This window comes from Sinorhizobium fredii, from assembly GCF_002944405.1.
GTDB lineage: Bacteria > Pseudomonadota > Alphaproteobacteria > Rhizobiales > Rhizobiaceae > Sinorhizobium > Sinorhizobium fredii_C.
The window spans coordinates 285369-303637 of the sequence record NZ_CP024307.1 but is presented as its reverse complement, the minus strand read 5'-3'; the positions used below and the strand labels follow the sequence as shown (position 1 = coordinate 303637).

18 protein-coding genes and 1 pseudogene are annotated in these 18269 nt (G+C 64.7%); 6 read left to right on the top strand and 13 right to left on the bottom strand.

Annotation, left to right across the window (positions count from 1 at the left end; genetic code table 11):
• Nucleotides 1–80: 80 nt before the first annotated feature.
• On the top strand, nt 81–1337 hold the full coding sequence (locus NXT3_RS01450; RefSeq protein ID WP_097525482.1) for an aminopeptidase: 1257 nt from the start codon (nt 81–83) through the stop codon (nt 1335–1337).
• A 145-nt stretch (nt 1338–1482) separates the two neighbouring features.
• Here NXT3_RS01450 and NXT3_RS01445 read toward each other — a convergent pair whose 3' ends face one another.
• Nucleotides 1483–2355, bottom strand: a complete 873-nt coding sequence (locus NXT3_RS01445; RefSeq protein WP_097525481.1) for an EamA family transporter — start codon at nt 2353–2355, stop codon at nt 1483–1485.
• Between the two features lie 127 nt (nt 2356–2482).
• On the opposite strand from NXT3_RS01445, the gene NXT3_RS01440 reads away from it, so the two are divergent.
• Nucleotides 2483–2980: a MarR family winged helix-turn-helix transcriptional regulator gene (locus NXT3_RS01440; RefSeq protein WP_097525658.1), complete on the top strand. Its 498-nt coding sequence runs from the start codon at nt 2483–2485 to the stop codon at nt 2978–2980.
• A 5-nt stretch (nt 2981–2985) separates the two neighbouring features.
• On the opposite strand, the gene NXT3_RS01435 is transcribed toward NXT3_RS01440, so the two are convergent.
• The 3 genes from NXT3_RS01435 to NXT3_RS01425 are packed head-to-tail and all read right to left on the bottom strand — an operon-like array spanning nt 2986 to nt 6017.
• Nucleotides 2986–3576, bottom strand: coding sequence for an NAD(P)H-dependent oxidoreductase (locus NXT3_RS01435; protein WP_097525480.1), 591 nt, complete (start codon nt 3574–3576; stop codon nt 2986–2988).
• A gap of 10 nt (nt 3577–3586) precedes the next feature.
• Entirely contained in the window at nt 3587–5170 is a 1584-nt protein-coding gene (gene xseA / locus NXT3_RS01430) for an exodeoxyribonuclease VII large subunit (RefSeq protein WP_097525479.1), read from the bottom strand.
• Between the two features lie 52 nt (nt 5171–5222).
• Nucleotides 5223–6017: a helix-turn-helix domain-containing protein gene (locus NXT3_RS01425; protein ID WP_037421031.1), complete on the bottom strand. Its 795-nt coding sequence runs from the start codon at nt 6015–6017 to the stop codon at nt 5223–5225.
• Nucleotides 6018–6142: 125 nt separating this feature from the next.
• Here NXT3_RS01425 and NXT3_RS01420 point away from each other — a divergent pair, with 125 nt between their 5' ends.
• The gene (locus tag NXT3_RS01420; RefSeq protein ID WP_104838682.1) at nt 6143–6553 is read left to right on the top strand and encodes a hypothetical protein; all 411 of its coding nucleotides are present in this window, start codon (nt 6143–6145) and stop codon (nt 6551–6553) included.
• A 56-nt stretch (nt 6554–6609) separates the two neighbouring features.
• Here the strand turns inward: NXT3_RS01420 and NXT3_RS01415 are convergent, their stop codons facing one another.
• Nucleotides 6610–7596, bottom strand: a complete 987-nt coding sequence (locus tag NXT3_RS01415; RefSeq protein ID WP_104838681.1) for a Gfo/Idh/MocA family protein — start codon at nt 7594–7596, stop codon at nt 6610–6612.
• Nucleotides 7597–7905: 309 nt separating this feature from the next.
• Here NXT3_RS01415 and NXT3_RS01410 point away from each other — a divergent pair, with 309 nt between their 5' ends.
• Nucleotides 7906–8856 (top strand): aldo/keto reductase, encoded by a 951-nt coding sequence (locus NXT3_RS01410; protein WP_104838680.1) that lies wholly within the window; start codon nt 7906–7908, stop codon nt 8854–8856.
• A 60-nt stretch (nt 8857–8916) separates the two neighbouring features.
• On the opposite strand, the gene NXT3_RS01405 is transcribed toward NXT3_RS01410, so the two are convergent.
• On the bottom strand, nt 8917–9540 hold the full coding sequence (locus tag NXT3_RS01405; protein ID WP_104838679.1) for a hypothetical protein: 624 nt from the start codon (nt 9538–9540) through the stop codon (nt 8917–8919).
• Between the two features lie 95 nt (nt 9541–9635).
• A pseudogene (locus tag NXT3_RS01400) lies at nt 9636–10330 on the bottom strand (SDR family oxidoreductase); the annotation flags it as partial.
• A 219-nt stretch (nt 10331–10549) separates the two neighbouring features.
• On the opposite strand from NXT3_RS01400, the gene NXT3_RS01395 reads away from it, so the two are divergent.
• Nucleotides 10550–11041, top strand: a complete 492-nt coding sequence (locus NXT3_RS01395; RefSeq protein WP_037377882.1) for a YciE/YciF ferroxidase family protein — start codon at nt 10550–10552, stop codon at nt 11039–11041.
• Nucleotides 11042–11312: 271 nt separating this feature from the next.
• The gene (locus NXT3_RS01390) at nt 11313–11672 is read left to right on the top strand and encodes a nuclear transport factor 2 family protein (protein ID WP_097525475.1); all 360 of its coding nucleotides are present in this window, start codon (nt 11313–11315) and stop codon (nt 11670–11672) included.
• Nucleotides 11673–11731: 59 nt separating this feature from the next.
• On the opposite strand, the gene pheT is transcribed toward NXT3_RS01390, so the two are convergent.
• The 6 genes from pheT to NXT3_RS01360 form a co-directional block, all read right to left on the bottom strand.
• Nucleotides 11732–14158 (bottom strand): phenylalanine--tRNA ligase subunit beta, encoded by a 2427-nt coding sequence (gene pheT / locus NXT3_RS01385; protein ID WP_104838678.1) that lies wholly within the window; start codon nt 14156–14158, stop codon nt 11732–11734.
• Nucleotides 14159–14191: 33 nt separating this feature from the next.
• Nucleotides 14192–15274, bottom strand: coding sequence for a phenylalanine--tRNA ligase subunit alpha (pheS, locus tag NXT3_RS01380; protein WP_037421051.1), 1083 nt, complete (start codon nt 15272–15274; stop codon nt 14192–14194).
• Nucleotides 15275–15428: 154 nt separating this feature from the next.
• A complete protein-coding gene (rplT, locus tag NXT3_RS01375) occupies nt 15429–15833 on the bottom strand; it encodes a 50S ribosomal protein L20 (RefSeq protein ID WP_012710091.1) in 405 nt (134 codons plus the stop codon).
• Between the two features lie 38 nt (nt 15834–15871).
• Complete coding sequence (rpmI, locus tag NXT3_RS01370; RefSeq protein ID WP_012710090.1) at nt 15872–16075, bottom strand: 50S ribosomal protein L35; 204 nt, start codon at nt 16073–16075, stop codon at nt 15872–15874.
• 160 nt (nt 16076–16235) lie between these two features.
• Nucleotides 16236–17606 carry a sensor histidine kinase gene (locus NXT3_RS01365; protein ID WP_095678036.1) on the bottom strand — a complete coding sequence of 457 codons (1371 nt, stop codon included), beginning with the start codon at nt 17604–17606 and terminating at the stop codon, nt 16236–16238.
• Nucleotides 17603–18268, bottom strand: a complete 666-nt coding sequence (locus tag NXT3_RS01360; protein ID WP_037421100.1) for a response regulator transcription factor — start codon at nt 18266–18268, stop codon at nt 17603–17605. Before NXT3_RS01360 ends, NXT3_RS01365 begins: the two co-directional genes overlap by 4 nt.
• Nucleotide 18269 lies beyond the last annotated feature (1 nt).

The following is an 18269-nucleotide window of genomic DNA, read 5'->3' as shown; positions in this document are numbered from 1 at the left end:
GGTGAAACACGGACCCTTCTGTTTTTGCGGGAAGCGGTCTAAAACGGGCGTATCCGCATAACATCCGAGAAGGAGCTGCCATGAACGCCCCCCTCCAGTCGGCCAGAAATCCCGTCGACCCTGCCAAGCTCGACAAGCTTGCCGAGGTCGCCATCAAGGTCGGCCTGCAATTGCAGCGCGGGCAGGACCTGGTGATGACCGCGCCGATCGCCGCGCTGCCGCTGGTGCGTCTCATCACCAGGCATGCCTATATGGCCGGCGCCGGGCTGGTAACGACCTTTTATGCCGACGAGGAGGCGACGCTCGCCCGCTACGCCCATGCGCCGGACGAGAGCTTCGACCGGGCCAGCGACTGGCTCTACGAGGGCATGGCGAAGGCCTTTGCCGGCGGCGCGGCGCGTCTGGCGATCGCCGGCGACAATCCGATGCTGCTTGCGTCCGAGGACCCGCAAAAGGTCGCCCGCGCCAACAGGGCGAACTCGATCGCCTACAAGCCGGCGCTCGAAAAGATTTCCAATTTCGACATCAACTGGAACATCGTCTCCTATCCGAATCCCTCCTGGGCGAAGCAGGTGTTTCCGGACGATCCGGAGGCGATCGCCGTCGAGAAGCTGGCAAGCGCCATCTTCGCCGCCTCCCGCGTCGACGCCGACGACCCGATCGCCGCCTGGGCGGAGCACAACGCCAATCTCCGCCGGCGTTCGGCCTGGCTGAACGAGGAGCGCTTCTCCGCGCTGCATTTCACCGGCCCAGGCACCGACCTGACGGTCGGCCTCGCCGACGGCCACGAATGGCACGGCGGCGCTTCCAGCGCGAAGAACGGCATCACCTGCAACCCGAACATTCCGACCGAGGAGGTCTTCACGACGCCGCATGCCTTGCGCGTCGAGGGGCATGTGTCGAGCACAAAGCCTCTGTCGCATCAGGGCACGCTGATCGACAACATCCAGGTCCGCTTCGAGGGCGGCCGCATCGTCGAGGCCAAGGCATCCCGGGGCGAGGAAGTGCTGAAGAAGGTGCTCGACACCGATGACGGCGCCCGCCGGCTCGGCGAAGTGGCGCTGGTGCCGCATTCCTCGCCGATCTCGGCTTCCGGCATCCTCTTCTACAACACGCTCTTCGACGAGAACGCCTCCTGCCACATCGCGCTCGGCCAGTGCTACTCGAAGTGCTTCCTCGGCGGCGCCAGCCTCAGCGAGGAACAGATCCGCGCCCAAGGCGGCAATTCGAGCCTGATCCATATCGACTGGATGATCGGCTCCGGCAAGGTCGACATCGAAGGCGTGCGCGCCGATGGCGGCCGCGTGCCCGTCATGCGCCAGGGCGAGTGGGCTTGAGTCTATGTAAGTCTTGCGCTGGCACCCGGCTACACCCCCCTCTGCCCTGCCGTGCAGAGGGGGGTGTAGCCGGGTGCCTCAGCTCACATGTCCAGCCATCGAAGGATGGATTTGAGCGCGGCGATGCCCCTGCATAATTCGATTGCTATGTCCTAAGGGACTCGGCACGCCGCGCCATCTGCGCCTGCTGACTCATCCATACACTGGCGAACACGACGGCGATCCCGATCGCTTGCACCGCCGTCACCTGCTGCCCAAGCACGCCCCAGCCAAGCAGGATCGCCACCACGGGGCTCAGGAAGCCGAGCGGCGAGACCTGGGACGGCTCCAGTCGTGACAATCCGCGGAACCATAGAAGATAGGTGAAGGCGGCGCCGATCAGGCCGAGATAGGCGAATCCCATCAAATGGGAGGCGGTGAGCGGTGGCAGCGAGGGTTCGAAGAACAATGCCACGGGCACGAGGAGAAGCCCGCCGGCCGCCAGTTGCCAGGCGGTGAAGGTCAGCGGCGAGACCGGCGGCGCCCAATGCCGGCTCAGCACCGTCCCGAAGGCCATGGAGACCGCGCCGGCAAGACCGGCCGCGACGCCCAGCGGATCGAGTGCAGCCCCGGGCGTCAGCACCAGCAGCGCCACCCCGGCAATGCCGGCGATGCCGGCAATGACGCTCAGCGCCTTGACCGGCGAACCAAGCACGACACGCGACAGCATGACGACGATCAGCGGCTGGATGGCACCGACGGTCGCGGCGACGCCGCCCGGAAGGCGGTAGGCCGAGACGAACAGCATCGCCCAGAAGAACGAGAAGTTCAGCGCGCCGAGCAGAAAGCTGCGCGGCCACCAGATGCCCTTCGGTATCTGCCGAACGACGAGCAGCAACAGCAGGCCGGCCGGCAGCGCTCTCAGCATAGCCACCGTCAGCGGGTAGCCGGCCGGCAGAAATTCGGTGGTAACCAGATAGGTGCTTCCCCAGATCGCCGGGGCTATGGCGGTAAAGGCAAGGTCGAGGTTCTGCTTCATTATCTTTGCCTAAAGTAACTTGACATCAAGATAACTGTAGCGGAGTTTATCTTGACGTCAAGACACCCACTTAGTAGTGCCATGGTGAAGGCGCGGAGCGGCTCCGCCTGTCATGCCGGGGGTGCATATGAAACACAGCGACAAGGACCACGTGGATCGGATCCTGGCCCAGTGGCGCCGGGAGCGGCCGGAACTGGACGTCGCCGCCATGGGTCTCCTCGGACGCTTGGGGAGGCTCAGGGCCCATATCGCCCGGGAGCAGGAGGCAGTCTTTGCCGAATACGATCTCACTTCGGCAAGCTTCGACGTGCTGGCGACGCTCCGCCGTTCCGGTCCGCCGTTTCAACTTTCGCCCGGCGAACTGCTTGCGGCAACAATGGTGACCTCCGGCACCATGACCAACCGCATCGACCAACTCGAAAGAGCAGGCCTCGTCGAGCGCCTGGACAATCCCGAAGACCGACGCGGCGTGATCATCGCGTTGACGCCGAACGGCTTGAAGCGCATCGATGCAGCGGCGGCGGCGCACGTCGCCAACCAGCAGCGCCTGATCGCGGGCCTTGAGCCCGAGGAACGGGAGGCGCTCGACGCGCTGCTCCGGAAATTCCTCGCGACCTTCGAATGAGCTGATCAGATCCGGCTCATCAGGGCGCGGACGCGCTCGATATGGCGCTTGCGCTTCGCCTCAGTCGCCCGATCCATATCGTGAAGGCTGACCATGCGGAACCTGACATCCTTGCTGCAGAAGGCGGCGATGCCGCGCTTCAGCAGGCGGCGAACCGGGTTGCCCATATAGAGATGGACGACCCACCAGGGCGAGCCGGTGGTCGTCAGAGCGCAAAAGAGCTTAATGTTGGTGAGCCGCGGGATGATGCATCCGCCCGCTAGATCATGGTCGAAGGCGACACCTGGAGCGAAGACCCGGTCGAAGAAGCCTTTCAGGATCGCCGGAAAATTGAACCACCATTGTGGAAAGACGAGCATCAGCCCGTCGGCCGCCTGCAGCCGCCCGATCCAGCCGGCAACTTCGGAGGCATCATATCGCTGGGAGAAATAGCTGGCGCGCTCGGCAGCGCTCAGGCACGGATCGAAACCTTCGCGATAGAGATCGAGCAGATCGACGGTGTTGCCGCGGCTTTCCAGGGTCTCCTTGGCGGCGCGCGCGACGCTCGCCGCAAAGCTGTCCTCGAGCGGGTGGGCGAGCACCATCAGAATTCGCATCGCCCCCCTCTCAGAACAGGCTGCCCTGCTTTGTCGGCTCGGCCGTCCGGGCCGATCGTTTCTTCGGCGCCGGCGCCGCCGGCGAGCCGCCCTCGCCCGCTACGGCCGAGACCCGGCCGTCGGCGAATTCGAGCGACAGCGTCATGCCCTCCGTCACTGCCGCCGCCTGCTTCACCGGTTCGCCCGCCGCATCACGCACCAATGCAAAACCGCGCTGCAGGACGTTGCGATAGGACAGCGATTGCAGCACCCGGTCCTGCGCCGCGAGCGCGCCCTTCAGCCGGCGCATTTCCGCGGCCATGGCTCCATCGGCGCGCGCGCTCAAGCCCGAGACACGGTCCGACGCGCGGTGGATCTGGCTGACGAGCCGCGACGGCAGCGCACGAAGCGACGCATCGGCGGCGGAAACGCGCGCCTGCCGACGGTCGAGCTGGCGCTCCACGCAGCGCTCGGCCTTGTTCATTGCCTCCAGAAGATGCCGGCGTTGCTCGCGGATCTTCGTCGTCAGGAGTTCGGGTCGCAAATGGGCCGCGATGCGCTCGAAGCTGCGGCGCTTGTTGGCGGTGTTCATCTGCAGACCGCGGCCAAGCCCGGCGGCCGCCTCGTCGAAGCGTCTCCTTGGCAGGGCGAGCAACTGATCGAGCGACGGCAGCGCCCGGGCGACCGCCCGCAGCGCGTGGCGGCGGTGATCCATCTGCCGTGTGGCGGCCGCCTGCAGGCGAGCCGAAAGATTGGCGGTCTGCGCCTCGAGATCTGCCTTCACCGGAACCGCCATCTCGGCCGCACCGGTCGGCGTCGGCGCCCGCTGGTCGGCCGCGTAGTCGATCAGCGTCCAATCGGTTTCGTGACCGACGGCTGAGATCAGCGGAATGGCGGAGGCCGCCGCCGCGCGCACCACCGCCTCGTCGTTGAAGCACCAGAGATCCTCGAGGCTGCCGCCGCCGCGCGCGACGATCAGCACGTCCGGTCGCGGAATGGCGCCGCCAATCTCGAGCGCGTTGAAGCCGCGGATCGCCGCCTCGATCTCGTCGCACGCCCCGTCACCCTGGACGCGCACCGGCCAGACGACGACATGGACCGGGAAGCGATCGGCAATCCGGTGCAGGATGTCGCGGATGACGGCGCCTGTCGGCGAGGTGACGACGCCGATCACCTTTGGCATGAAGGGCAGCGGCCGCTTCCTTGCCGCATCGAACAGTCCCTCTGCCGCGAGCTTGCGCTTGCGCTCCTCGATCATCGCCATGAGCGCGCCGGCACCGGCGGGTTCTAGCGAGTCGATGACGATCTGGTATTTCGACGAGCCGGGGAAGGTCGTGACCCGGCCGGTCGCGATCACTTCCATCCCCTCCTCCGGCCGGAATTTCAGCCGCGCGAAGGTGCCCTTCCAGATCACCGCCTCCATCCGGGCGCGATCGTCCTTCAGCGCGAAATAGGCGTGGCCGGAGGAATGCGGCCCGCGATAGCCGGAAATCTCCCCGCGCACCCGCACATGCTCGAAGGCCTGCTCGAGCGTGCGCTTGATCGAGCCGGACAGTTCCGACACCGAATATTCGGCGACGTTGGATGAAGAATCGGATTCGAAGAACGACGTCATGAGCCCTTTGTAGCCGACCGGGCGACGAAGATCAGCACTCCGTGGCGCCTTTCTACTGTTTTTCCGGCGAGGTGACCTTCTCGAAAAAGCGTCGCGTCGCGTCGTCCGCCGGGAAGAAGGATTCGATCAGCACGCCCTCCACCAGCGCATCCTGGGTCGAACCGAAGGTCGACAGCGTCGTGATGAAGCGCAGTTCCGTATCGCCGACACGCAGTTCGATCGGCAGCACGGGCAAACGATCCGTCGCGGGATAGCTGTCGAGCGCCTTGACGACCGCCGGATCGGCAGTGAGCCGGTCGAGCCGGCGCTGCAGCGGACTGCGAGGCCCCTGCAGCCAGGCCTCCGTCCGAACCCGCTGGACAAGGTCCGCGGCTGCCGCCTCCCAATTCACGACGAGGGTACGGACGCTCTCGGCGCCCAGGAAGGCGTCGAGGAAATTCTCCCCCGGCCCGAACGGCGCATCGGCGACCGCGGCAAGCGCTGCAAAGGCCGGATTGGCCATTAGTACGCTGTACTGATGATCGAGGACGAGGCCCGGATAAGGGTCGTGCCGGTCCAGCATCAAACGGATCGCGCCGGCGATGGCGGCCGGCATCGCGTCCAGGCCGGAGGCCGGACGCGTCGCCATGCGCGGCCGATAGCCGGCCGCGGAAAAGAGCGAGCCTTGGTCGCGCGCCGGAATATCGAGCACCGACGCAAGCCGGAGGATCATGCCCTCGGTCGGCCGCGAACGCCCGGTTTCGAGAAAGGAAAGATGCCGGGTGGAAATACCCGCCGCGGTCGCAAGATCCAGCTGGCTCATGCGGCGGTGACCACGCCATTCCTTCAACTGACTGCCGAATCCCATGGCGCCCTCCTCGTTGCGCGGCAAGAATGGGCCGAACACAGCGGGAAATCCATTACCTCAGAGGTAATTGGTTTGATGACCGCATCAGGCCAGCATTGCTCCATCGACAACCGAAGGAGACCGACATGCTCGCCCTTTCCCACCGCTCGCTTCTCAACAAGGCATTCCTTGCCGACGGCATCGTCTCGCTCGTCGCCGGCACGGTTTTGATCGTCGACGCCGCACCGCTGGCATCGCTCGTCAGCCCCGTCATTGCCCCGGGGGTCATCGGGCTTCTCGGTACCGGGCTGTTGCTCTGGGGCGCCTTCCATCTTGTCTCGGCAAGAAAAGGGGGCCCGAGCGCGCCGGCGGCCCGCATCAGCATCGCCGGCGACATCCTCTGGCAGGTTGCCAGTCTCGCCATTCTCGCGCTTGCCTATGCGTCGCTGACGGCAATCGGCATTGGATTGATCGTGGCGGCGATGGTCGGCGTCGCCGACTTTCTCTTCCTGAAACTCAAAGGTGCCGCCCAGGTGGGCATACGACCGGCCACTTAGCGTCCAGGCAACGAATGCGACGGCCCGCCATTTGGCGGACCGTCTTTCAATTTACCTCAGACCGTTTCCCAACCGTCTTTCTCGCTGGCGCGGTAGATCGCGTCGATGAACTTTTGATTGAGGCGCGAGCTCTCGAGCGTCACCACCTCTTCCGCCTCGCCCTTCGCCGCACGCGCGAAGGCTTCCGCCTCGAGCTTGTACTGGCGCGCATCCTGGAAGCGGAAAAGCTGCGATTGGGCGTGGTTCTGGTTGGTGAGTTCCACTTCCTCGCGGCCGTAGCGATCCGCATTGAAGGGGGATTTCACCTCGATGAACCCCTGGTCGCCGTGGAACACCATGACCTGGCGGGCGGCGAGCTGGGTGGAGATGTAGAAGCTCAGCTCGAAATCGCCGAAATCGGCACGCACGCTCGAATAGATGTCGGTGCCGAATTCAGGATCGCGGTCGGTATTGGCCTGGACGCGCAGCGGCTCCTTGCCGGTCGTGAAGCGCGTGGTGATCGCAGGATAGACGCCGATATCCGGCAGGCCGCCGCCGCCGAGCGCCGGGACATTGCGCATGTTGCCGGGATCGCGGTTGTAATAGGTGAAAGCACCCTGAACGTGCCGGAGCTTGCCGATCGCTCCCTCGGCGATGAGCGAGCGCACCTTCCGCCAGACGGGGCTGTAGGTGACCATATAGGCTTCCGAAACCAGCACCTTGTTGCGGTCACGCGCCGCGATCACCGCGTCAATCTCCTCGGCCTTGAGCGCCAGCGGCTTTTCGCAAAGCACATGCTTGCCGGCGTCGGCCGCCTTAATCGCCCACTCGACGTGCTGCGAGGTCGGGAGCGGAATGTAGACCGCGTCGATCACGTCGCAGGCAAGCATCTCCTCATAGGAGCCGAAGGCATGCGGCACCGAAAAGCGGTCGGCCATCGCCCGTGCTTTCGCCTGGTCGCGGCTGGCGATTGCCGTGACCACGCAATTCTCGGCATCCTGAATGGCGGGCACGACGAGTTCGCGGCCGATCCTGGCCGTCGACAGAATTCCGAAGCGCAACATGGGGCAGTCTCCTTTTTCGAGCGGAACATGAGTAAGGCTGTTGACGAGCCCGCATCCTGTTCGATTGCTGCAGGTCGGAGCGGGACGCGGGCGGAAAACGGCTCGCACCTGGCGAGGACCGATCGCGGTACGATTCCAAATCGCGCGATCAAGCGAACCGACACTATCGCCGAGGTACGTGCCTAGCAAGCCGTGCGCGGACCGGAAAATCGGCGGCAGCAGGTGTCCTTGGACCGGAAGCTGTCCTATGTTTCCCCAGCAATCCTCCCGATCGCAGCTCGTTTTCATCCAACCACATGGAGCGAAACCATGGTAATGCGCAGACTTGGCCGTACGGGTCTTTCCATTGCCCCGCTGGTCTTCGGCGGCAATGTGTTCGGCTGGACGGCGGACGAGAAAACCTCCTTCGCCCTCCTCGATACCTTTTTCGATTCGGGCTTCAATGCCGTCGATACGGCGGATGTCTATTCCTCCTGGGTGCCCGGAAACCGGGGCGGCGAGTCCGAGACGATCATCGGCAAGTGGCTGAAGCAATCCAGACGCCCGCGCGACCGGGCCGTCATCGTCACCAAGGTCGGCTCCGACCTCGGACCCGGACGCAAGGGACTCTCGCGCCGCTGGATCCTGCAGGCGGTCGAAGAGTCGCTGAAGCGCCTGCAGACCGACCATATCGACCTTTACTTGTCGCACTGGCCCGATCCGGAAGTGCCCAATGAGGAGACGCTCGCCGCCTATGACGCGCTCCTCACCCAGGGCAAGGTGCGGGCGATCGGCGCCTCGAACCTCGATGCAGGGCAACTCGGCGACGCTCTCGCCGTCGCGAAGGCGAAGGACCTGCCGCGCTATGACGTTTTGCAGCCGGAATACAATCTCTACGATCGGGCCGCCTATGACGGACCGCTGCGCGACCTCTGCATCGCCGAGGAGATCGGCGTAATCACCTATTTCAGCCTCGCCCGGGGCTTTCTTTCCGGCAAGTACCGCTCGCACAAGGATCTTGAAGGGACTGCGCGCGGTGGCGGGGTCGAAAAATATCTGGACGGGCGCGGCATGCGCATTCTCGGCGTGCTCGACGAGATCGCCGAGGAGACCGGCGCGAAACAGGCGGAGATCGCCCTTGCCTGGATCATCGCCCGCGACGGCGTCACCGCGCCGATCGCCAGCGCCACGAATCTCGATCAGCTGGTAAGCCTCGTGAGATCGGCGCATCTCAAGCTCTCGGAGGAGGCGATCCAGCGGCTGAACGATGTGAGCCAGTAATGTCCAACAACGCCCCTCCCCAACCCATCCAAGGTGGCACGGTTTGGGGAGGAGACATCGTTACGACGCCCTCACGAGCGTAGGAAACCCGGCGTAGAAATGCTGGTGGCTGCCCTCGTGGTTGGCCATGCCCGGCTTCGTCAAGAGGCCGCGCGGCTCGGCGAAGCTCCGGATTCGCCGCTGCGGCCGCTCATGCCATTGGATGTTGAAGGCCCAAAGCTTCGGGAAAAAGCAGAGCGAGGCATAGGGCAGGTGGTCATGGATCCACCAGGCCAGACTCTGCCAACCGCCCTCGCCGCGCTCCCGGTCCCATACCCAGGGAATGACGATGCAGGCGGTCGCCCCCATGCAACCGTCTGCGTCGCGCATATCCCAGATATGGTCGGCCGCCGTCGCCGCATTGGTCGAGCAGTTGAGCTTGTTCCTGTTGCCGAAGTCGTTGACAACGCCGTTGCGATAGGCGGAGCGAATGTGAAGCCGCCCGAACGTCGCCTGCAGAGGCTCGAGAAGTTCCTCGCAGAGCCTGCGACCCGCTGCGATGGCGAGCTCCGGGTCGTCCGGGATGTTCGGGAGGCGATAGAATTCGGCGATCTCAGAATGCAGGAAATCGCGCAGGAAGAAGTTTTTGGACAGGCGCACCCGGCCGAGATCCTCCAGCGACTTCATCGACCCAGGCTTCCTCATTCTTCCTTCCTTCCGCCCGTTCATGTCCTGCTGATCGAAACGCCGCCATCCACCAGCAACGCGGTACCGGTGACGAAGCTAGCACCGTCGGAGGCGAGGTAAAGCGCGGCCTCGGCAATTTCCGCCGGCTGCGCCATGCGCTTCAGCGCATGCAGACCTTCAACGAAGCCGCGCGTCTCGGGCGGAGCACCCGGCAGGTTCGCGGCATTGGACGACGTGTCGGTGCCGCCCGGCAGCAGCGCATTGACCCGCACCCCACGCGCTCCAAACTCGACCGCCAAGGACTGCACCAGGCCGATCAGCCCCGCCTTGCTGGCCGCGTAGGCGGCCATCCCCGGGAAACCTGCCGTGTGACCGACGAAGCTCGAGGTGAAGACGAGCGAACCGCCGCCACGCGCAATCATGCCGGAGCCTGGTGCTTGGCGGCGAGAAAGGCGCTGGTCAGGTTGGTGTCGAGCGTTTCGCGCCATCCCTCGATCGAGAGCGACACGGCCTCACCCACAGTGCCAAGTGCGCCGGCATTGTTGAAGGCGACGTCCAACCCGCCGAAGCGGGTCAGCGCCAGATCGACAAGCGCCTCGTTCAAACCTTCGTCGCGCAGGTCGCCGGAAAGCATTGCCGCTTCACCGCCCGCTTGCGCGATCTCGCAAACGAGCTGCTCGAGGGCCTCGGCGCGCCTTGCGGCGATCACGACCTTTGCGCCTTCCCGCGCAAAGAGAGAGGCGGCCGCACGGCCTATTCCCGAACTCGCACCCGTCACGATCGCCACCTTTCCTGCAAGTCTCAGCATTTGATCTTCCTCACCATTGTTATCGACGCATGGAAGATTCCAGCTGGCGGCGGTCGCGGCCACCCGATTTCAGCGCAGAGGAAGCGGACGCGCTCATTGGAGATCGACGGGAGACAAGGGCGTCCACGCATTTTCCCCGAAGAAAGGAACAAATGCCTCTGTCTGATGTTGATTGGGCGTCACAGCCAAGCACCCACCGGACAAGGAAGGAATTCGACAATGCCCAAGGAAAAGACAATGGACGATCTGTTCTACGACGCGCTCAAGGACATCTACTATGCCGAGCGCAAGATCCTGAAGGCTCTGCCGAAGATGGCGCGTGCCGCGCAAGCACAGGAGCTCAAGGCAGCCTTCGAAAAGCACCGCGAACAGACGGAAACCCATGTCGAGCGGCTGCAGCAGGTCTTTGAGTTGATCGGCAAGCGCGCGACAGGCAAAACCTGCGAAGCGATCGAAGGTATCATTGCAGAGGGCGAGGAAATCATGGACGAGTTCAAGGGCACGCAGGCACTTGATGCCGGCCTGATCTCCGCCGCGCAATCCGTCGAGCACTACGAGATCGCTCGCTACGGCACCCTGAAGACATGGGCACAGACCATCGGCCTCAAGGATGCGGTCCCGCTTCTCGACGCAACGCTGAAGGAAGAAGTCGTCACCGACCAGGACCTGACGAAGCTTGCGACGGCGAAAGCGAACAGGAAGGCCGCCTGACTTGCTACCGGCGACCGGCGAAGGGGCCGGTCGCCGGTCAATGAAGTCGATGAGCGCTTTGAGCGCCGGACGCACAATCCCCGCGCGGTTCACCTATTTCCATCTCCCACCCAACCGCTGAGGCCGCTCCCGGCCCCCGAGGTATCGCAATTCCGTTGCGATACCCTAACTATCAGGTGTTCGCCTCGAATGGTTGGAGCGGCATCGGAGGCGGGAGAAACCATGCGCAGAGCGTCGGGTCTTGGCCGCTTCGGGAATGGAGGAATCAGGCATGTCCGATGAGCAGGCCATCAGCGCGGTCATCCATCTCTATGTCGACGGCATGGCTTTCGCCAATGAGGCGGCGCTGCGTAAGGCATTTCACCCGAGCGCCTCGATCGTTGGCAATTACCAAGACTCGGTCGAATGGCTCACACGCGATGCCTTCATTGCCGCCGTTTCCAAGGAAGGCTCGGCACCGCCGGAAACGCAGCCCCTGATGGAGGTGGAGTTGATCCACATCACCGGCGACGCCGCGAGCGTGAAGGTCATCGATGAATTCGGCGGCGCGCGCTATACGGACTACCTGTCGCTGCTGAAGGTCGACGGCCGCTGGCTGATCGTCAACAAGGTCTGGCATCGCCACGCATAATCCGGCAATGCCTTCGGAGCGAAAAGGCCGCCGCGGTGAAACGGCGGCCTTCGAATTCCTCAGGCGCGCAGCACGCCGCCCGTGCTCTTGGCGACGTTGGCGACGATGCGCGAGGTCAGCGCCTCGAAATCCTCGTCGGTGAGCGTCCGCTCGACCGGCTGGATCGTCACCTCGATGGCGACCGACTTCTTGCCCTCGTCGAGCGAGGCCCCCTCGAAGACGTCGAAGACGTTGACCGCTGTCACCAGCTTTCGGTCGGCGCCGGATGCCGCCCGCGCGATTGCAGCGGCCTCCACCGCCTTGTCGACGACGAAGGCGAAGTCGCGCTTGACCGCCTGGAAGGGCGAGAGCTCGAGCGCCGGCTTGGTGCGCGTCGCCTTCTTCTTCGGCTCCGGCATGGCGTCGACATAGATCTCGAAGCCGGCGATCGGACCGGAAACGTCGAGCGTGTCGAGCGTCTTCGGGTGGAACTCGCCGAAGGCGCCGAGCACGATCTTCGGCCCAAGCTTGATCGTGCCGGAACGGCCCGGATGATACCAGGCCGGGCCGCCGGCCTCGAGCTGGACATTGGCCATCGGCACGCCGCAGGCTTCGAGCACGGCGATCGCATCGGCCTTGGCGTCGAAGACGTCGACCGGCTTGCCGCCGCCCTTGGCGGCATTCGACCATAGCCGGCCGGCGCCGTTGAGCGACGCGGTGCCACGACGGACGCCGCCGGCGACGCGGCGCTGCGCCTCGGGCGTGTCGCCCTCATAGATGCCCGAGACCTCGAAGATTGCCACGTCGCCATAGCCCTTGTCGGCATTGCGCTGCGCCGCGGTCAGAAGACCCGGCAGCAGCGACGGCCGCATGTCGGACATATCGGCGGCGATCGGATTGGCGAGCTTCAGCGCCGGCCGGCCGCCGCCGAAGAGCGTCGCCTGCTCTTCCGAGATGAACGACCAGGTGACGGCTTCGAGCATGCCGCGGCTTGCAAGCGCACGTCTCGCCTGGCGGGTGCGGATCTGCAGCGTCGTGAGGATCTTGCCGTTGACGGCGTTGTGGCTCGACAAGGCCGCGGCGACGATGTTGTCGACGCCATGGATGCGCATCACTTCCTCGACGAGGTCCGCCTTGCCGTCGACGTCCGGCCGCCAGGAGGGCACGGTGACGCGGAAGCGCTCGCCGGAGCCCTCGACGCCGAAGCCGAGTTTTTGCAGGATCGACACGCTCTCCTCGGGAGAGACCTCGAGGCCGGTGAGCCGCTTCACTTCCGAGACCGGGAATTCGACGACCTTAGGCGCGTGGCCCTCATAGCCGACGACATCCAGCCTGGCGGCCGTGCCGCCGCAGAGCTCCAGCACCAGTTCGGTCGCCCGTTCGATGCCCGGCACCATGTATTCCGGATCGACGCCGCGCTCGAAGCGGTAGCGCGCATCGGTGATGATGCCGAGGGTGCGGCCGCTCTTGGCGATGTTCATCGGATCCCAGAGCGCCGATTCGATCAGCACTTCGGTGGTCGCCTCATCGCAGCCGGAATGCTCGCCGCCCATGATGCCGCCGATCGATTCGATCCCGTCCTCGTCGGCGATCACCACGTTGGCCGGCGACAGCGTGTATTCGCGCGTATCGAGGGCCAGCACCTTCTCGCCTTCCGTGGCGCGGCGGACCGTCAGGCTGCCGGTGACCTTGGCCGCGTCGAAAACGTGCAGCGGCCGGCCCTGATCGAAGGTCAAGTAATTAGTGATGTCGACGAGCGCGTTGATCGGCCGAAGCCCGATCGCCGCCAGCCGCTGGCGCATCCAAGCCGGGCTCGGGCCGTTCTTGACGCCGCGCACAAGGCGCAGCGCGAAACCGGGGCAGAGATGCCTGTCTTCGCCAAGATCGAGTGTTACCTTGACCGGCGTTGAGCCTTCGACCGGGAAGGACGGCGCCGGCCGCGTCTTGAGAGTTCCAAGGCCGGAGGCGGCGAGATCGCGGGCAATGCCGTGAACGCTGGTGCAATCCGGCCGGTTCGGCGTCAGATTGATCTCGATGACCGGATCGTCGAGGCCCGCATAGGCCGCGTAGCTCGTGCCGACCGGCGCATCCTCGGGCAGGTCGATGATGCCGGTGTGGTCGTCGGAAATCTCCAGCTCCTTTTCCGAGCACATCATGCCGCGGCTTTCGACGCCGCGGATATTGCCGACGGAAAGCGGCGTGTCGATGCCGGGCACGTAGGTGCCGGGGGCGGCAAAGGCGCCGACGAGGCCGGTGCGCGCGTTCGGCGCGCCGCAGACGACCTGCACCGGCTCGCCGGAGCCGGTATCGACCTTCAATACCTTGAGCTTGTCGGCATTCGGGTGCTGCTCGGCGGAGACGACCTTGGCGATGACGAAGGGCTTGAAGGCCGCCTTGTCGTCGACGTCCTCGACCTCCAGCCCGATCATCGTCAGGCGGGCGCAGATGTCCTCGAGCGAGGCGTCGGTTTCGAGATGGTCCTTCAGCCAGGAAAGCGTGAACTTCATGATTTCACCTGTGTCCTAAGTATTCACGCCAAATTAAGCAGAGAGACCGCCGAACAGCGTCGGCATGTCGAGCGGCCGGAAGCCGTAATGGGTCATCCAGCGGACATCGGCGTTGAAGAAGTCGCGCAGGTCCGGCATGCCGTATTTCAGCATGGCGATACGATCGAGGCCCATACCCCAGGCAAAACCCTGGTACTCGTCCGGATCGAGGCCGCCGGCGCGCAGCACGTTCGGGTGCACCATGCCGCAGCCGAGGATCTCCATCCAGTCCTTGCCTTCGCCGAACTTGACGATCGGGCCGGAGCGATCGCACTGGATATCGACCTCGAAGGACGGCTCGGTGAAGGGGAAGAAGGACGGCCGGAAGCGCATCGTCACCTGATCGACCTCGAAGAACGCCTTGCAGAATTCCTCCAGCACCCAGCGCATGTTTGCGACGTTCGCCGCCTTGTCGATCACCAGGCCTTCGACCTGATGGAACATCGGCGAATGGGTGGCGTCGGAATCCTGGCGATAGGTCTTGCCCGGAATGATGATGCGGATCGGCGGCTTCTGAGCCTCCATCGTGCGAATTTGCACCGGCGATGTGTGCGTCCGCAGCACCTTGCGTTCTCCCTTCTCGTCCGGCTGGAAGAAGAACGTGTCGTGCATCTCGCGGGCCGGATGGCCCTCGGGGAAATTGAGCGCGGTGAAATTGTAATAGTCCGTCTCGATGTCGGGCCCCTCGGCGATCGAGAAGCCCATGTCGCCGAAAATCGCGGTGATCTCGTCGACGATCTGGCTGATCGGATGGATGCGGCCGCGCTCGGCCGGCGAGGAGCGAACCGGCAGGCTGATATCGACCGTCTCGCGCGCCAGCCGCTCGGCGATCGCCGCATCCTTCAGCGCTGACTTACGGGCCGAAATCGCCTCTGTGACGATGTTTTTCAGCGCGTTGATGCGGGCGCCGCGGGTCTGCCGCTCCTCCGGGCTCATCGTGCCGAGCGTCTTCAGAAGCTCCGAGATCGAACCCTTCTTGCCGAGGGCACCGACGCGCAACGCCTCGATCGCCCCCTCGTCGGCGGCGGCATCGATTTCCGCCAGCAATGTCCGTTCCAATGTTTCCAGTTCGCTCATTCTGTCTGCCTCGATGCGGAAATGGTTTGTTTTATCGGTTCAACACTGCAGCGATGTGATCGCCGGCGATCGAGCCGAACAAGAAAAACCCGCGCCAGCCCTGCCAGCGCGGGTTTCCCAACAATTTCAGAAACGGTCTTGGGAAAACGCTGGCTTAACGGACAGCGCTCTCAAACTCGTTTGCCGTGCCGGCTTCCTTGAGATAGGCGAGCGCCTTCTTGGAAGCCTCGACGAGCGCGCCGAATGCTGCCGGCTCATGAATCGCCATGTCGGACAGAACCTTGCGGTCTACTTCGATGCCAGCCTTGTTCAGGCCGTCGATGAAGCGGCCGTAGGTCAAACCGAATTCACGGACAGCAGCGTTGATGCGCTGGATCCAGAGGGCGCGGAAGTTGCGCTTGTTAACCTTGCGGTCGCGATAGGCGTACTGCTTGGAACGGTCGACCGCTGCCTTGGCGGCGCGGATCGTGTTCTTACGGCGGCCGTAGAAACCCTTGGCGGCCTTCAGCGTCTTCTTGTGCTTGGCGTGGGCGGTAACGCCGCGTTTTACACGTGCCATGTCATGATCTCCTTAACGTGTCCAATATGCCTGAAGTCTCAGAGACCGTTCGGCAGGTAGTTCTTGACGACCTTCTTGCCATCAGGCTCGGCGAGAACCATGGTCCCGCGCGCGTCGCGAATGAACTTGTTGGTACGCTTGATCATGCCGTGGCGCTTGCCGGCAGCGGCAGCGCGCACCTTGCCGGTCGCGGTTACCTTGAACCGCTTCTTGGCAGACGACTTCGTCTTCATCTTGGGCATTTTGCTACTCCATTGTTCTTGATATCTGAAACCGGCTGACGAGGCTGGTTTCCAGCGTTAAGAACGGCCACGGCATGCCCTGCCGGACCGTTCGGACCGGGGGCTTGTAGCCGAAGTCTTGCAAAAGCGCAAGCCGCGCGTCGATCCTGCGCCCACGACGTCAGACGGGATCGCGCCACGGACGCCGCACGACCCTGACAGGAAAGGTCAGCCGCGCTCTCAGCCCTCCTAGATCAGATTGATCGATGGTCAAGGAGGCGCCGTAGGCGTCGGCGATATCCGCACTGATCGCCAGACCCAGCCCGGTGCCTTCCGGCTCTCGTTCGTCGCTGCTGTCGATTCGCGCGCCGCGTTTGAGGATCGCCTCGCGGTCCTGCTCGGCAATGCCGGGCCCGTCGTCCTCAATCACGATGGTAATCGCGTCGTTCGCCCGGCGTGCCGAGAAGCGGATGAAGGAACGGGCCCATTTGGCGGCGTTATCGAGGAGATTGCCGAGGCACTCGGCGAGGTCGGCCGGATCGACGTCGAGAGAAAGCGAGCTGTCGATCGAGACCTCCCAGGCGACATTCCGCTCGGCGGTGACCGGACGAAGGACGCTGACGAGCTTGCCGCCAAGGCCCATGACCGACGTCGTCGCCATCCGCTCGACGCCCATGCGCGCGGCCTGCAGCTGCCGGTCGGCCCGCTGACGGGCGAGTTCCACCTGTCTGAGCGCAAGGGCGCGATCCTCGGGCGGAAGCCGGTCGGCAAGCTGCGCGAGCACCGTCAGCGGCGTCTTAAGGCCATGGGCGAGATCGCTGGCCCGGGCACGCGCGCGCTCGACCGCCACTTCGCGTTCCTTGAGGAGGAGATTGATCTCGCTGACCAGCGGCTGCACTTCGCTCGGGCCGGAGGTCCCGAAATCCCGTTCGCGGCCGGCGCGCACTGCGGCCGCCCGCTCGCTGAGGCGGCGGAGCGGTACGAGCCCTATGGCATTCTGGAAAAAGGCGGCGGCGGCAAGGACCCCGGCGGTGGCAAGCAGCATCAGCCGCAGCGGCGCCTGGAAATCCCCCAGCGCCTCGTCCAGTTCCCGCTGCGGAAACGCCGCCGACGCGACGAAGCGGACCGGCCGGGCATCCTCGCCGAGCGACAGCGTTTGGCTGTGCACCAGCATCAGACGACCGTCGGGACCCTCGCTGGTGGTAAACCCCTCATAGTGCGGGCTGGGCGGCGCGTCGGCATCGATCGATACGTCCCAAAGCGAGCGCGACCGCAAGATGTCGCTGCCGTCGATGGGCGAGATCTGCCAATAGCGGCCGCCGTTCGGCAGGTCGAAACGCGGATCGGCCGGCTCTCCGGTGAGCATCAGCTTGCCGTCCCGCACGGCGAGTTCGGCGGCGAGCGTGTCGACGGTCGTCATCATCTCGCTGCGGTAGCGCCCGACCACGTGGTCGGTGAACAGCCGCGTCAGGGAAAGCCATGCAACGAGCAGCACGAGGCCGATCGCGATCACCGCTCCGACCGCCAGTCGCAGCCGCAGCGAGCGCATCATGAGGGATCGTCACGCAGCAGATAGCCGAAGCCGCGACGCGTCTCGATGGCGCCGCTTTCGGTCTTGCGGCGCAGGCGGGCGATCATCGCCTCGACCGCGTTCTTGGCCGAATCGTCGTCGCGTCCCTGGACATGGCTTGCCAGTTCGAGCGAGGTCAGCACTTCGCCCTTGCGCTCGATGAAGTAGGCGACCATGCGGAATTCGAGCGGGCTGAGTTCGAGCGCCTCTCCGTCGAACGTCACCCGGCGGGTCGCCTCGTCGAGCGTAAACCGGCCCGCCGATTTGGTGATCTGGAATCGCGGGCCGGCGCGCCGCAGAAGCGCCCTCAGCCGCGCCAGCAATTCCTCGGCCCGAAACGGCTTGGGAATATAGTCGTCGGCGCCGGCCTCGAAGCCGTCGACGCGCTCCATCCAGGATCCGCGGGCGGTCAGGACCACGACGGGCGTTTCCACACCGTCGTGGCGCCACCGCTTGAGGATCGACAATCCGTCGAGACCGGGCAGACCGAGGTCGAGGATGATGGCGGCATAGCCGCCGTCTTCACCGCGCTCCCAGATGTCGGGACCGTGCGCCAGCGTATCGACCGCGTAGCCTTCGGCCTCGAGCTTGCCGCGGACATGGCCCGCGATATTGGGATCGTCTTCTGCCAGAAGTATGCGCATG

Coding starts and splice junctions, on each gene's coding strand:
- NXT3_RS01410 (WP_104838680.1), top strand. CDS start 7,906: ATGGTAATGCGCAGACTTGGCCGTACGGGTCTTTCCATTGCCCCGCTG.
- NXT3_RS01425 (WP_037421031.1), bottom strand. CDS start 6,017: ATGGGATTCGGCAGTCAGTTGAAGGAATGGCGTGGTCACCGCCGCATG.
- NXT3_RS01360 (WP_037421100.1), bottom strand. CDS start 18,268: ATGCGCATACTTCTGGCAGAAGACGATCCCAATATCGCGGGCCATGTC.
- NXT3_RS01415 (WP_104838681.1), bottom strand. CDS start 7,596: ATGTTGCGCTTCGGAATTCTGTCGACGGCCAGGATCGGCCGCGAACTC.
- xseA (WP_097525479.1), bottom strand. CDS start 5,170: ATGACGTCGTTCTTCGAATCCGATTCTTCATCCAACGTCGCCGAATAT.
- NXT3_RS01390 (WP_097525475.1), top strand. CDS start 11,313: ATGTCCGATGAGCAGGCCATCAGCGCGGTCATCCATCTCTATGTCGAC.
- NXT3_RS01395 (WP_037377882.1), top strand. CDS start 10,550: ATGCCCAAGGAAAAGACAATGGACGATCTGTTCTACGACGCGCTCAAG.
- NXT3_RS01440 (WP_097525658.1), top strand. CDS start 2,483: ATGAAACACAGCGACAAGGACCACGTGGATCGGATCCTGGCCCAGTGG.
- NXT3_RS01435 (WP_097525480.1), bottom strand. CDS start 3,576: ATGCGAATTCTGATGGTGCTCGCCCACCCGCTCGAGGACAGCTTTGCG.
- NXT3_RS01450 (WP_097525482.1), top strand. CDS start 81: ATGAACGCCCCCCTCCAGTCGGCCAGAAATCCCGTCGACCCTGCCAAG.
- NXT3_RS01420 (WP_104838682.1), top strand. CDS start 6,143: ATGCTCGCCCTTTCCCACCGCTCGCTTCTCAACAAGGCATTCCTTGCC.
- rpmI (WP_012710090.1), bottom strand. CDS start 16,075: ATGCCCAAGATGAAGACGAAGTCGTCTGCCAAGAAGCGGTTCAAGGTA.
- NXT3_RS01365 (WP_095678036.1), bottom strand. CDS start 17,606: ATGATGCGCTCGCTGCGGCTGCGACTGGCGGTCGGAGCGGTGATCGCG.
- pheT (WP_104838678.1), bottom strand. CDS start 14,158: ATGAAGTTCACGCTTTCCTGGCTGAAGGACCATCTCGAAACCGACGCC.
- NXT3_RS01405 (WP_104838679.1), bottom strand. CDS start 9,540: ATGAGGAAGCCTGGGTCGATGAAGTCGCTGGAGGATCTCGGCCGGGTG.
- rplT (WP_012710091.1), bottom strand. CDS start 15,833: ATGGCACGTGTAAAACGCGGCGTTACCGCCCACGCCAAGCACAAGAAG.
- NXT3_RS01445 (WP_097525481.1), bottom strand. CDS start 2,355: ATGAAGCAGAACCTCGACCTTGCCTTTACCGCCATAGCCCCGGCGATC.
- pheS (WP_037421051.1), bottom strand. CDS start 15,274: ATGAGCGAACTGGAAACATTGGAACGGACATTGCTGGCGGAAATCGAT.